Annotated in this window: 17 protein-coding genes; 12 read left to right on the top strand and 5 right to left on the bottom strand. The window is 63.9% G+C overall.

The window, feature by feature from the left end:
* Nucleotides 1-133 precede the first annotated feature (133 nt).
* From JNO51_RS07550 to JNO51_RS07535, 4 genes are all read left to right on the top strand, one after another.
* Nucleotides 134-439 (top strand): hypothetical protein, encoded by a 306-nt coding sequence (locus tag JNO51_RS07550; protein ID WP_215782400.1) that lies wholly within the window; start codon nt 134-136, stop codon nt 437-439.
* Nucleotides 440-539: 100 nt separating this feature from the next.
* Nucleotides 540-1,535, top strand: a complete 996-nt coding sequence (locus JNO51_RS07545) for a sulfate ABC transporter substrate-binding protein (protein WP_215782399.1) — start codon at nt 540-542, stop codon at nt 1,533-1,535.
* A gap of 22 nt (nt 1,536-1,557) precedes the next feature.
* Nucleotides 1,558-1,845 (top strand): DUF2325 domain-containing protein, encoded by a 288-nt coding sequence (locus JNO51_RS07540; protein ID WP_215782398.1) that lies wholly within the window; start codon nt 1,558-1,560, stop codon nt 1,843-1,845.
* Nucleotides 1,830-2,360 carry a hypothetical protein gene (locus JNO51_RS07535; protein ID WP_215782397.1) on the top strand — a complete coding sequence of 177 codons (531 nt, stop codon included), beginning with the start codon at nt 1,830-1,832 and terminating at the stop codon, nt 2,358-2,360. The genes JNO51_RS07540 and JNO51_RS07535 overlap by 16 nt, the downstream gene beginning before the upstream one ends.
* Here the strand turns inward: JNO51_RS07535 and glp are convergent, their stop codons facing one another.
* Genes glp through mobB form a run of 5 tightly spaced genes read right to left on the bottom strand, consistent with a single transcriptional unit; the run spans nt 2,361 to nt 5,390 of the window.
* Nucleotides 2,361-3,557: a gephyrin-like molybdotransferase Glp gene (glp, locus tag JNO51_RS07530; protein WP_215782396.1), complete on the bottom strand. Its 1,197-nt coding sequence runs from the start codon at nt 3,555-3,557 to the stop codon at nt 2,361-2,363.
* The gene (mobA, locus tag JNO51_RS07525) at nt 3,554-4,216 is read right to left on the bottom strand and encodes a molybdenum cofactor guanylyltransferase MobA (protein ID WP_215782395.1); all 663 of its coding nucleotides are present in this window, start codon (nt 4,214-4,216) and stop codon (nt 3,554-3,556) included. Before mobA ends, glp begins: the two co-directional genes overlap by 4 nt.
* On the bottom strand, nt 4,188-4,646 hold the full coding sequence (locus JNO51_RS07520; RefSeq protein ID WP_215782394.1) for a molybdenum cofactor biosynthesis protein MoaE: 459 nt from the start codon (nt 4,644-4,646) through the stop codon (nt 4,188-4,190). Before JNO51_RS07520 ends, mobA begins: the two co-directional genes overlap by 29 nt.
* A gap of 1 nt (nt 4,647) precedes the next feature.
* Nucleotides 4,648-4,896: a MoaD/ThiS family protein gene (locus JNO51_RS07515; protein ID WP_215782393.1), complete on the bottom strand. Its 249-nt coding sequence runs from the start codon at nt 4,894-4,896 to the stop codon at nt 4,648-4,650.
* 2 nt (nt 4,897-4,898) lie between these two features.
* A complete protein-coding gene (mobB, locus tag JNO51_RS07510) occupies nt 4,899-5,390 on the bottom strand; it encodes a molybdopterin-guanine dinucleotide biosynthesis protein B (protein ID WP_215782392.1) in 492 nt (163 codons plus the stop codon).
* Nucleotides 5,391-5,477: 87 nt separating this feature from the next.
* Between mobB and moaC the strand changes: the two genes are divergently transcribed.
* From moaC to JNO51_RS07470, 8 genes are all read left to right on the top strand, one after another.
* The gene (gene moaC, locus JNO51_RS07505; RefSeq protein WP_215782391.1) at nt 5,478-5,972 is read left to right on the top strand and encodes a cyclic pyranopterin monophosphate synthase MoaC; all 495 of its coding nucleotides are present in this window, start codon (nt 5,478-5,480) and stop codon (nt 5,970-5,972) included.
* 205 nt (nt 5,973-6,177) lie between these two features.
* Nucleotides 6,178-7,794, top strand: a complete 1,617-nt coding sequence (locus JNO51_RS07500) for a methyl-accepting chemotaxis protein (protein ID WP_215782390.1) — start codon at nt 6,178-6,180, stop codon at nt 7,792-7,794.
* A gap of 107 nt (nt 7,795-7,901) precedes the next feature.
* Entirely contained in the window at nt 7,902-9,131 is a 1,230-nt protein-coding gene (locus tag JNO51_RS07495; RefSeq protein WP_215782389.1) for an MFS transporter, read from the top strand.
* Nucleotides 9,132-9,191: 60 nt separating this feature from the next.
* A complete protein-coding gene (locus JNO51_RS07490; protein ID WP_215782388.1) occupies nt 9,192-9,953 on the top strand; it encodes a TOBE domain-containing protein in 762 nt (253 codons plus the stop codon).
* A 17-nt stretch (nt 9,954-9,970) separates the two neighbouring features.
* Entirely contained in the window at nt 9,971-10,714 is a 744-nt protein-coding gene (gene modA / locus JNO51_RS07485; RefSeq protein WP_215782387.1) for a molybdate ABC transporter substrate-binding protein, read from the top strand.
* Nucleotides 10,711-11,118, top strand: a complete 408-nt coding sequence (locus tag JNO51_RS07480; protein ID WP_215782386.1) for a molybdopterin-binding protein — start codon at nt 10,711-10,713, stop codon at nt 11,116-11,118. The genes modA and JNO51_RS07480 overlap by 4 nt, the downstream gene beginning before the upstream one ends.
* On the top strand, nt 11,115-11,795 hold the full coding sequence (gene modB, locus JNO51_RS07475; RefSeq protein ID WP_215782385.1) for a molybdate ABC transporter permease subunit: 681 nt from the start codon (nt 11,115-11,117) through the stop codon (nt 11,793-11,795). Before JNO51_RS07480 ends, modB begins: the two co-directional genes overlap by 4 nt.
* A complete protein-coding gene (locus tag JNO51_RS07470; protein WP_215782384.1) occupies nt 11,795-12,661 on the top strand; it encodes an ABC transporter ATP-binding protein in 867 nt (288 codons plus the stop codon). The genes modB and JNO51_RS07470 overlap by 1 nt, the downstream gene beginning before the upstream one ends.
* Nucleotides 12,662-12,750: the final 89 nt, after the last annotated feature.

Genomic DNA, 12,750 nt, shown 5'->3' with positions numbered 1-12,750 from the left:
TGACAGCCCGTTTCCGATAATTCATTCAAATCAAAGCCGATTTTTGGCACAAGTGTTCCGAAGGAACACAAATCTAGAGAGATACTCCCGCAGACGCATGCCGTCAGCGGCGGAAACAACACAGGACCCGACCGTGAAAAGACTGATTACGGCGGCATTGCTGATTGTGCTGGGTGCGGCGCAAGCCATGCCCGTCCCCAAGCCTGGTGGCGCGCAAAATGCCAGTGCCCAGGTACAGAACCGCGCCAGCGGAAATTCGACCTACATCATGGATCTGGATGATGACGAGGCGGCGCCGCCCGTCCACATCCATCGTGCCGAATCTTCCGGCAAGAAGAGCAGCAAGAAGCAGGTTCAGCGCAAGACGGATGCCTCCGGCAACAAGACGGTTGTTCCGATCCGACGCGTCAAGCGCTTCCCCACGCCGGCCTCACAATAAACCTTATTTCCAATTGGAATGTAAAAATATTAATTTACCATTTCTTTGGAATATAAAATCTGGCTAGACTCTCAGACATCCCTACTGTCCGGAGAGTCGCATGCCCCGCAAATCCCCTGTTCTGGCCGGCGTATTGCTGGCCTTCAGCCTGGTGACGGCACAGGCCGCCACCACCCTGCTGAATGTTTCCTACGACCCGACCCGCGAGCTTTATCAAAGCTACGACAAGGCCTTTGCCGACTACTGGAAAAAGACCACCGGCCAGGATGTCACCGTCCGGCAATCGCACGGCGGCTCGGCCAAGCAGGCCCGCACCATTCTGGATGGCATCGGCGCGGACGTGGCGACCCTGGCCCTCGGTTACGACATCGACACGCTGGCTGACAACGGCCTGCTGGCCAAAAACTGGCAGGCCCGTCTGCCGAACAACAGCTCGCCCTACACCTCGACCATCGTCTTCCTGGTACGCAAGGGCAACCCGAAAAACATCCGCGACTGGAATGACCTGATCCGTCCTGGCGTTCAGGTCATCACGCCAAATCCGAAGACCTCCGGCGGCGCACGCTGGAACTACCTGGCCGCCTGGGGCTATGCCCTGCATCACAACAAGGGCAACGAGACTGCCGCGCGCAACTTCGTCAAGGCGCTGTACAAGAACGTACCGATCCTCGATACCGGCGCCCGTGGTGCCACCATTACCTTCGTCGAGCGCGGTCAGGGCGATGTACTGCTGGCCTGGGAAAACGAAGCACTGCTGTCCATCAAGGAACTCGGTCCGGACAAGGTTCAGATCGTGACCCCGTCGGAAAGTATCCTGGCGGAGCCACCGGTAGCGGTGGTAGACAAGAACGTTGACGCCCACGGTACCCGCAAAGTGGCGGAAGCCTATCTGAATTATCTGTACTCGCCGCAAGGCCAGACCCTGGTAGCCGCGCACTACTACCGTCCGCTGGACAAAGCCATCGCCGCGCGTTACGCCAACCAGTTCCCCAAACTGAAGCTGTTCACCTTCAAGAGCACCTTCGGTGACTGGCGCAGCACTCAGGCCAAACACTTCAACGACGGCGGCATCTTCGACCAGATCCAGGCGCAGTAAGGCCTACATGACCGGGAGCAGCATGATGAAAGCACTGATTGTCGGCGGCGATACCGTGGAAACCGTGAGGCGCCAGTTGGCCGCCCGCGGCTATGATCAGGTAGAACACTGGCAGGGGCGCAAGACCGGGGACTGCCGCCGCAGTTTCCCCCGTCAGGTCGACCTGATCGTCATCATGCTGGGTTATGTGAATCACAATCTGTGCAAGCGCGTACGACAGGAGGCCCAGCGGCAGGACTGGCCGCTGGAGTTCTGCGGCCGCAAGGCCGGGGCACAGTGGCAGAAAGCCGAGCCATGGACGAACGCCTGATGCATTTTGCCGAACGGGTACAAGCGCAGTACTTCAGCCATTTCCCCATTGTGGCGGACGGCCAGGGCGGCTACGCCGGCCTGTTTCTGAAACACCGCATTGAAAGTGAAATGCTGCCGCTGGGCGAGGACAGCTGGCTGGCCCGCACGCGCTATCGCGCCCCCGGCGGGCAGACGGTGCGTGAAGCCGATGTCATTGCCCTGTGCCGTGCCAGCGAGACGGCAGTGGTGCTCGATCGCTTTGCGCGCTCGATTCACCTGCTCAATCTGTCCGGCCGGGTCAACGCCCGGCAACTGGTCTACCTGCCGGTCAGCATGGCACTGATCGATGGCGTCCAGAGCGGCCATGGCACAGTCTTCCGCGACATTCTGACCCGGCTGGGGCTGCCCTGCCGCATTGGCATCCTGCTGCCGGACGAGCTGGGACAGCAACCGGACAGACTGGCTGCCATCAGCGCCAGCTACGAACAAAACGGTTTTGTCACCGCCCTGGCGAGCGAACGTCAGGCCGCCTGATCACCCCTGGCGCAGCGGATAGACAGTCAGCCAGTCGCCCTGCGCCACCGCTGTCTGCGGCGGCACCTCCACCAGACAATCGGCCTCGGCGCACGCCCGCAACATGGCGGATCCCTGACCATCCAGCAGGCTGACTTGCGGCTCACCCTCGGCATTCAGACTCAGGCGGGCGCGCAGGAATTCGCGCCGCGCTTCCTCACCCCGACTGGCAAACTGTGCCCGTGCCCGCGAGGATTCGGCGCGCAGGGCCGGCTGGCCGGACAGATAACCCAGGGCCGGCGCCACCAGTTGATGAAAGGTGACAAAGGTCGCCACCGGGTTGCCCGGCAGCATAAAGACATGGGCCTGACCCACCCGTCCCCAGGCAAAGGGCTTGCCGGGCTTGATGGCCAGACGCCAGGCATCCAGACGCCCGATCTGCATCAGGGCCGCCTTGAGATGATCCTCTTCGCCGACAGAAGCGCCACCACTGGTCAGGATGACATCCACCTCCTGCGCCACGGCCGCCAGCCGCAGCCGGGTTTGCGCCAGATCGTCGGGCAGGATGCCACCATCGACCACCGTCACCGGCATGGCGCGCAGCCAGGCCAGCAACTGGTAGCGGTTGGCGTCATAAATCTTGCCGGCCGTCAGCGTCGCGCCGGGCTCGCAGAGCTCGTTGCCACTGGAAAACACCGCCACGCGCAGCGGACGACTGACCGAGAGCCGGGCATTGCCCTGACTGGCTGCCAGCGCGATGGCGGCGGCACCCAGCGTGGTTCCTGCCGGCAGCAGTGTGGCCCCGGCGGCAAATTCTTCGGCCCGACGCCGAATGTGTCGCCCTGCTGGCAGCGGCGCAGACAGATGCAGTTGCTCCCCGTCGAGACGGGCATTCTCCTGCGCCACCACGGCGGTGGTCCCCGGGGGGACCGGCGCCCCGGTAAAGATGCGCCAGGCTTCGCCAGGCTGCAGGGCCGCGGCAGGTGCATCGCCTGCTGCCGTGCGCCCGCGCAGCACAAAACGGGTCAAGGTGCCTTGCGGGTCGGCCAGGGCGTAACCATCCATGGCGCTATTGTCAAACGCCGGCGTATCCAGCCGGGCCAGCAGGGGCTCGGCCAGCCGGCGGCCCCGGGCCTCGGTCAGCGGCACCGACTCCTGACCGTCAATCGGGGTCAACGCTTGTGCCAGGGCATCCAGTGCCTGGTAGTAATCCATCATGATGTCGTTCCTTGTCCGGCGGATTGCGCGCCGTTCAGTTGGCCGATGGCCTGCGTCAGCTGCTGCAGGCTGGCCGGGTCATTGGCGTTGGCGAAGGCATCCTGCTCGGCGAAGTACACCGTCCGTGCCGCACATTGCGTCAACCAGCCACGCAGGCTGCGACCGCCCTCGCGCAGATAATCGGGCAGACTGGCAAGCGCCTCGCGCCGCAGCAGCAGCATGAGCGGTTCCGGTCCGCGTTCGGTTTGTGGATAGCTGGCCAGGCAGGCGGGTTCGTCCAGCGCCGGCAGCAGGCGCCGGACCAGATCCAGGGGCAGCAAGGGGGTATCACAGGGCACCAGCTGAATCAGCCGGATCGTGTCGGGCAGACGGCTTGCCACCGTGGCCAGGCCGGCCAGTGGCCCCATGCCGGTCCATTGCGGATCATCGCCGAAGACCGGCGCGCCGAACTGGCGATAGCGCTCAAGACTGCGGTTGGCACTGATCCAGACCGCATCGACCTGTGGATGCAGCCGGGCATAGACGTGCTCGACCAAGGCCCGGCTGCCCAGCATCTGCCAGCCCTTGTCGCATCCGCCCATGCGGCGGCCGTCTCCGCCTGCCAGCACCACGCCGGCAAGCCGCGGGCGATCAAAGCCAGCGCTGACAGGCGTCGTCATCACTGACCTTGGCGGCCACCCAGTGACTGCTGCCGTCGGCAAAGCATTCGCGCTTCCAGAACGGGGCTTCGGTCTTGAGGTAGTCCATGAGGAATTCGGCGGCACTGAAGGCCGCCTGGCGATGACTGGAGGCCATCAGCACCAGCACGATGTTTTCCCCCGGGGCCAGATGGCCAACCCGGTGCACCACCCGGCAGGCCAGCACCGGCCAGCGCTGCGCCGCCGTCTCGGCGATCCGGGTGATTTCGCTTTCCGTGACCCCGGGATAATGCTCAAGGAACATCGAGCTCAGCGGCTGCGGTCCATCCAGGCCCCGCACCTTGCCAACAAAAGCCACGACAGCCCCGGCATCGCCTGCCAGTGCCGTCAGTGCTGCTTCTTCGGCCGCCAGGTCAAAGGGCGCCTCGCCCACGCGAATCGACAGCTGCATCTCAGCCCCCGGTGACCGGCGGCAGGATACCGACCTCGGCACCATCCGGAATGGCACCGTCCTCACGCACGATCACCTGGTTGACCACCAGACGAAACACCTTGCCCGGCGCCAGTGCCGCCTGCCAGTCCAGGCCGCGCGCGCGCAGCTGGCTGAGCAACTGCCGGCAGTCGCCGCCCGTCCAGTCCAGCTGTTCCTGTTCCAGGCCCAGCGTTTCTTTCAATACGCCAAAATAGCGGATGACGATCATGTTCAGTTCTTTCTGCTCCAGTCGGCGACAAAGTCTGCCACCGCCTCGATATCATTCAGATCCAGCACGGGAATGGGCGCGTCCAGAGCGGCATCGCTGGCCACCGCAATGATGCGGGGGTCTGCCGGATAACGCGGCGGCTTGCCGACGCCCGGCCGGTAGACTTCCAGCTTGGGCAAGGCCAGCTGCTTCTGCCCTTCCAGCAGCACCAGGTCAACCGGTGACAGGTGCGACAGCTGGGCTTCGAGCGTCGGCTCGGCAGAGACATCGGCGAACACTGCCCAGCCGCCGGCAGACAACACCATGACCTCGGCAGCACCGGCCTGTCGCAGCTGATAGCTGTCCTTGCCCGGTTCATCGAGCTGCAGGGAATGATGGGTATGCTTGATGACCGACACGCGCAGGCCACGCCGCTGCAGCGCCGGCAACAGCTGCCTGATCAGCGTGGTTTTGCCACTGCCTGACCAGCCGATCACGCCAAGGGTTTTTTGCATCTTGTCCATTTCGCCTTCGCCGCGCCACTTGTTGGCCGGGCGCGCAGGCGTTATGTTAGCCCAATTTTATATTCAACAGGCCCATTCATGTCTTCTCTCACCCATTTCGATCAAGCTGGCCAGGCGCATATGGTCGACGTCGGCGACAAGCCGGAAACCCGCCGCAGCGCAACCGCCACTGGCCATATCCGCATGCAGCCGGACACCCTGCGCCTGGTACTGGATGGCCGGGCCGGCAAAGGGGACGTCATCGGCGTGGCACGACTGGCTGCCATTCAGGGCAGCAAGCACACCGCCCACCTGATTCCGCTGTGCCACCCGCTGGCCCTGACCCATGTCAGTGCCGACTTCGGGATCGACGAGACCCTGTCCCGCGTCACACTGACCGTGACCACCGAAACCCTGGGGCGCACCGGGGTGGAGATGGAAGCACTGACCGCCGTGATGGCCGGCCTGCTGACGGTCTACGACATGCTCAAGGCCGTGGATCGCGGCATGCAGATCGATGGCGTCCGGCTGCTGGAGAAACAAGGCGGCAAAAGCGGGCACTGGCGTGCAGCGGCCCAGACACCGACATCATGACATGTGGTTTTTTTAACCAGTTACCCTGGCCACTATTGCAGTCTCGCCAAGGATACGTATAAATAAATAGTCAAATTGCATGACAACTCAAACCAATAACAAGCGGACGAGCCGGCCCTGGTCGCGCCCGTCCGGCACGACGCGGGCCGCCTGAGCGGCTGCCAACCACCGGCTGGCGCGCCCCGTTCGACAGGGAGTGCGCGCCATGACCATCATCCGCCAATTATCGCTGACCCTGCTGACAGCATTGAGCGCCCTGCTGCTGATCGGCGGCTATGGCGTCTGGCAGATCCATCAGGCGCAAGCCCGCTTCAACTATGTCGAGAACGATACCTTCCCCAGTCTCAAGGTGATGAACACCGCCGTGCGGGCCGCCAGCGAGATTCGCAGCGCCACCCTCAAGCATGTCATGGCCCAGGATGGCGGCACCAAATCGGAGCAGGATCAGGTCATCAGCGACAATGACAAAGTTTTCGATGCGGCCATGGCGGACTACCTGGCGCATGACGTGGCCAACGAGGAAGACCGCAAGATGCTGCTGGCCGACAAGGCCGCCATGGCGGATGTGCGCGAGCTGCGCGAGAAAATCCTGACCCAGTCGCGCGCCTATCACAGCGATGAGGCTCGCCCGCTGCTGATGGGCGCCTTCTCGGACAGCATCGCCAAGCTGATGAAAACCCTCGACAAGCACGCCAAGTTCAACTACGACCAGGCCGAGGCACTGGCCGCGCAAAACAATGTCGCCTATGCCACCGGCCTGGGCCTGGGACTGGTGGTGATCGTTGCCGGCTTCGTGCTGTCGAGCCTGCTGGCCGTCAACCTGTTCCGCACCATCCGCCGCGGCCTGGGCAGTATCGAAACCACACTGGCCGATGTCAGTCACAGCCTGGATTTCACGCGGCGGGCACAGGTTCTGCGCCGCGACGAAATCGGACTGACGGCCATGGCCTTCAACGGACTGCTGGACCGGCTGCAGCAGAATCTGCGCAGCCTGAGTGATGGCGCCCAGCAGGTGACCGTGGCCGCCCGCCGCCTGGCCGAGACCGCCGACCAGGTCTCAAGCACCTCGCAAACGCAGAGCGAAACCGCCGCCAGCATGGCCGCCACCGTCGAACAGGTCACCGTCAGCGTCAACCATGTTGCCGAACAGGCCCGTCTGGCACGCGAGGAGGTCAAGGCGGCCGCCTCACTGGTGGATGAGGGTTCCTCCATCATTGGCCACACCATTGACGACATCCGCAGTATCTCGAGGGCGGTCAAGACCTCGGCCGCCAGCATTGAAGAAATGGTCGGCTACAGCGCGCAGGTCAGCTCGGTGATTCAGGTCATTCGGGAGGTCGCGGATCAGACCAATCTGCTGGCCCTGAATGCGGCCATCGAGGCCGCACGCGCCGGCGAGCAGGGGCGCGGGTTTGCCGTGGTGGCCGACGAGGTGCGCAAACTGGCCGAACGCACCGCCATTTCCACCCAGGAAATCTCGCAGACCATTGCCACCATGGTGGAAAGCTCGCGCCACGCCACCGAGCAGATGCAAACGGCGGCTGAACTGGTGGAGTCCGGCGTCAGTCGTGCCGACCAGGCCGATCAGGCCATTCGCCGCATCGGCGAGAGTGCCAGCACGACCACGCGCAGCATGAGCGCCATTGCCGAAGCGATTCAGGAGCAAGGAGGGGCCAGCAACGTCATCGCCCAGCAGGTGGAACAGACTGCCCGTATGTCGGAAGCGGCCCATGCGGCGGCGGCCGTCACCCTGGACAGTGCGCGCGAGCTGGATCAGTTGGCGCAGAACCAGATGACCACGCTGGCGCAATACCGCTTCTGAGTCACGTACAATCATGATTCAATTCTGATTAAGATTGATCCGATTCTGATCCGCCTGTCAGCTCAATACGATGTCATGGTTACTGATACCATTGTATTGAGCTTTTCATGCCTGACTTGCGACGAATGCTGCCGCCGCGCCCGGATGCGACGGCGACAGCTTTTATCTGTGCGACCTTCCTGACCGGGATTGCCAGCGCACTGCAAACGCCGACCCTGAGTCTGTTTCTCTCCGGCACCCTGCATGCCGACGCCGCCATGGTCGGCCTGTTCTATGTCTTCAGCGCCCTGATCGGCATTGCCGTCAGCCAGGGACTGGCGGCTTATTCCGACCGCATCAGCCAACGCAACAGCCTGATTCTCAAGTGCTGCCTGATCGGTGCCGGCGGCTGTCTGATGTATGCCCTGGTGCGCAGCTACTTGGTCTTGCTGATTGCCGGCTCCATGCTGCTCAGTATGGGTTCAGCCGCCAACTCGCAGATCTTTGCCCTGGCGCGCGAGTATGCCGACCAGTCCGGCCGCGAGGCCGCCCTGTTCAATGCGCTGCTGCGCGCGCAGATCTCGCTGGCCTGGGTGGCGGGACCACCGCTGGCCTTCATGCTCGCCCTGGGGTTCGGTTTCAGGGTGATGTATGGTTGCGCGGCACTGGTATTCATTCTGTGCGGGACACTGACCTGGCATGCCCTGCCCAGGCTGCAGAAAGCGCCGCGCGCTCACCCTGCCCGGCGCGAAGCCGTCACGGCCCCGCGTCGGGCACCACAGCGCGACATCCTGCTACTCAGCCTGACCTTTGCCCTGCTGGGCACCAGCAACTGCCTGTATCTGATCAACATGCCCCTGTATCTGGCTCACGACCTGCACCAGCCGGCACGCTGGGCCGGCTGGCTGATGGGCTGTGCCGCCGGGCTGGAGATTCCCGTCATGCTGCTGGCCGGACTGTGGTCGCGCCGCGTCGGCAAACGTCGCCTGGTGCAGACGGCGCTGCTGGCCGGACTGCTGTTCTACCCGACATTGTTGCTGGCGCAGCATTTGTGGCAATTGCTGGCACTGCAATTGCTCAACGCCTTGTTCGTCGGCATCACCGCCGGCATCGGCATGCCCTATTTCCAGGACATGATGCCCGGCCGCGCCGGCAGCGCCACCACGCTGTACAGCAATGCCATGCGCTGCGGCTGGATCGTGGCCGGCGGCCTGACCAGCGTGCTGGCACAAACGATGGGCTATCGGACCGTCTTCGGTGCGGCCTTCCTGCTGGCACTGCTGAGTCTGTGCTGCCTGCAGTGCATCGGCAGACCGCTTCCTCTGTTTTACGGCAACCTGCGCCCGCGCCAGGCATGAGGCTGGCATTCCGGATACAGACGGCGTATCGTTATGTACATTGCTACATAACGATACGCCATGTCTGCTTCTGCCCTGCCCGTTTTTGATCGTCACCAGGCCATGCGCCTGTCTCTGCTGCGTGCCCTGGCGGCCTGCGGCTCGATCAGCGCTGCCGCCCGGCAGGTCGGTCTGAGCTACAAGGGCGCCTGGCAAATCCTGGAGAGCATGAACAACGCCAGCAGCGAACCGCTGCTGATCCGCAACAGTGGCGGCAGCGGTGGCGGCGGCACGCGCCTCACGGCGCGCGGTCAGGCGTTGCTGGCGGCCGGCGACTTGCTGACACGCATGGCCGAAACCCTCGGTGCCGCGCTCGAGGGCCAGCACCAGGGCACCCTGCTGGCACGACTCGGTCTGCAGACCTCGGCCCGCAACCAATTGATTGGCCACGTAGCCCGGGTGGATGTCGGAGCGGTCAATGATCTGGTCCATGTCACCCTGCCCAACCGCCATGAGCTGCAGGTCAGCATTACCCGGGAAAGCAGCCGGCACCTGCCGCTTGATCCCGGCAGCGAGGTGCTGCTGCTGTTCAAGGCCGGCGCCCTGCTGCTGACCCGGCCGCAGCATGCGGCCGGCATTGCCCTGCCCAACCGGCTGGATGGCCGCGTCAGCCAGATCCTGCCCGGCACGGTCAACAGCGAAGTGACGCTGACCCTCCCCCAGGGCGTCGAGCTGCACGCCATGCTCGACAGCGGCACGCTGGCCGAGCTGGCCCTTCAAACCGGACAAGAAGCCTCGGCCCTGATCAGCCCGGGCGACATCATTCTGGCCACGCTGGCCTGACCTCAAGGAAATACGCCATGAAAAAAACCCTGCTCTGCACGCTGATCGCCCTGTTGCCGCTGGCCGCCCAGGCGGCGCCGGTCAAGGTGGCGGTTGCTGCCAACATGCAGTACGCCTTCAGCGATATCGCCACCGCCTTTACCCGCGACACCGGTGTGGCGGTTCAGCCGTCCTACTCTTCCTCGGGCAAATTCGCCACCCAGGTCATGGCCGGCGCCCCCTTCGAGCTGTTCCTGTCCGCCGACAATACCTTTCCGCAAAAACTGCAGGGTGCCGGCTTCACGCTGAACGCACCGAAAACCTATGCCATCGGCACCCTGGTGCTGTGGTCGCTGGACAAACAGTTTGACGCCGAACACTGGCAGCAATGGCTCAAGAGCGCCGGCGGCAAGGTGGCGATTGCCAACCCGCAGACAGCACCTTATGGCACGGAAGCCGTCCACGCACTGAATTACTACCACCTGAGCGAGGCCGTGCAGCCGCGTCTGGTCACTGGCGACAGCATTGGTCAGACCGCGCAGTTTGTCTCCAGTGGCGCCGCTCAGGCCGGCTTTGTCGCCAAGTCACAGGTCGTTTCTGCCCAGATGCAGGGTCAGGGACGCTGGGTAGAGCTGCCGGCACAAAGCCATGACCCGATCATTCAGGACATGGTGCTGCTCAAGCCGGCGGCGGCCAATCCGGATGCCCGCAAGCTGTTCGACTATCTGCAAAGCCCGGCGGCGCGCGCCATCCTGCAACGTTACGGCTACCGTCTGCCATGAACCGTCTGAACGCCACGGTCACCGCCCTGCATCAGTCGGATGGCATTTTGCTGCTGGAGGCCATGACTGGCTCACAGCATTGCGCCGCCCTGGTACTGGGCGACAGCACGGCAGCCCGTTGGCAGCCGGGTCAGCCGGTCACCCTGGCGTTTCGTGAAATCGATGTAGCACTGGCCCGCGACCTGTCGGGCCAGTTGAGCATCCGCAACCGCTTGCCCTGTGATGTGCGCGCCGTCAGTCATGGTCAGTTGATGAGCAGCATCCTGCTGGATTTCGCCGGCCAATCGCTGCAGGCGGTGGTGACCCGCAGCGCGGCCGAGCGTCTGGCGCTGGCCCCCGGCATGGCAGTGCTCGCGCTGATCAAGGCCAACGACATGCAACTGGCCCTGGAAGTCGAAACGTGATACCCGATCTCGCCCCTCTCTGGCTGTCTGCCAGACTGGCCACGCTCACCACACTGATCCTGCTGTTGACCGGGGTGCCGCTGGCTGGCTGGCTGGCGCACCGGCGCTCGCGCCGCAAGGCGCTGATCGAGACGCTGATCTCGATGCCGCTGGTGCTGCCCCCCTCCGTCCTGGGCTTTTATCTCTTGCTGATCCTGTCCCCGACCGGTCACTTCGGCGGCTGGCTGCGCGAGCAATTTGGCCTGCAGCTGGTGTTTTCCTTTCCCGGCCTGGTGCTCGGCTCGGTGCTGTTCAGCCTGCCCTTCATGGTGCAGCCGGTTGCCGCAGCACTGGCGGCGCAGCCCGCCAGCCTGCGCGAAGCAGCCTGGACACTGGGTCGTTCCCGGCTCAACACCTTTCTCTGCGTGGAGTTGCCCTGCGTGCGTGCGGCGCTGACTGTCGGCGCCGTCATGAGCTTCGCCCACACCGTGGGGGAGTTTGGCCTGGTGCTGATGATCGGCGGCAACATTCCGGGCGTGACCCAGGTAGCCTCGATTGCGGTGTACCAGCAGGTCGAACAGATGAACTACCCGGCGGCCCATCTGTATGCCGCCATCCTGTGCGGCTTCGCGTTCTGTGTGGTGTTGTGCGTCAATCTGCTGCGCCGGCATGCCGAGCGAACGGGAGGGACGGTCTGATGCGCTTCGACCTGCATCATCACAGCCCGGACAAGCGTTTTTCGCTGCATGTCGAAGGGCATTGTCCGCTGGGCAAGACCACGGCGATTTTCGGGCCATCCGGCGCGGGCAAGACCACCTTGCTGCGTCTACTGGCCGGGCTGGAAACGCCGCTGGCTGACAGTTACCTCCATCATGGCGAAGAAATCTGGTTCGATCAGCGTCAGCATCTGCCGGTACAGCGGCGCGGCATCGGCATGGTTTTCCAGGATTTTGCCCTGTTCCCGCACCTGAGCGTGCGCGACAACCTGACATTTGGCGCCCGGCGCCAGGATCAGGCGCTGGTGGACTCGCTGCTGGACTGGACAGGTCTGGGCAGCCTGGCCGGACAGCGGCCGCAGGCCCTGTCGGGCGGGCAGCGGCAACGGGTGGCACTGGCGCGGGCGCTGGCCTGCCGCCCGCGACTGCTGTTGCTCGACGAACCACTTTCGGCACTGGATCAGACACTGCGACTGGAGCTGCGCCAGATGTTGCGTGACATGCAGCAGCAGCTGGGCTTCACCATGGTCCTGGTCAGCCACGACCTGGCCGAGGTGTTCAGTCTGGCCGATCATGTCCTCCACCTGTCACAGGGACGATTGCTGGCTCATGGCACCCCGGCGGCACTGTTTCTGCCCCACAGCGATGATCGCAGCCGCTGTCAGCTGCACGGGACGGTGTTGGCCATCCGGCCGGCAGATGTACTGTGGCGCATCAGCGTGCAGGTGGGGCAGGAAATCGTGGTGGTCCTGGTCAGCGCCGAAGAAGCCGGCAAGCTGGCCGTGGGTGACGGGGTAGTGCTGTCGGCCGGTGCCTTGAGCCTGTGGCCGGAAGCGCTGCCGGGCTGAGCCCGAATGGATACCCGTGAGGACAAGGGAGCGCTAGCCAGGTCGCATGGATTACGCTAGCTTTATATCAATAACCCTTTTCTCTGGTA

Origin of the sequence: Paludibacterium sp. B53371, from assembly GCF_018802765.1 — a bacterium.
GTDB lineage: Bacteria > Pseudomonadota > Gammaproteobacteria > Burkholderiales > Chromobacteriaceae > Paludibacterium.
Note: the sequence above shows the minus strand (reverse complement) of the source record. Positions and strands in the feature narration are given on the sequence as shown.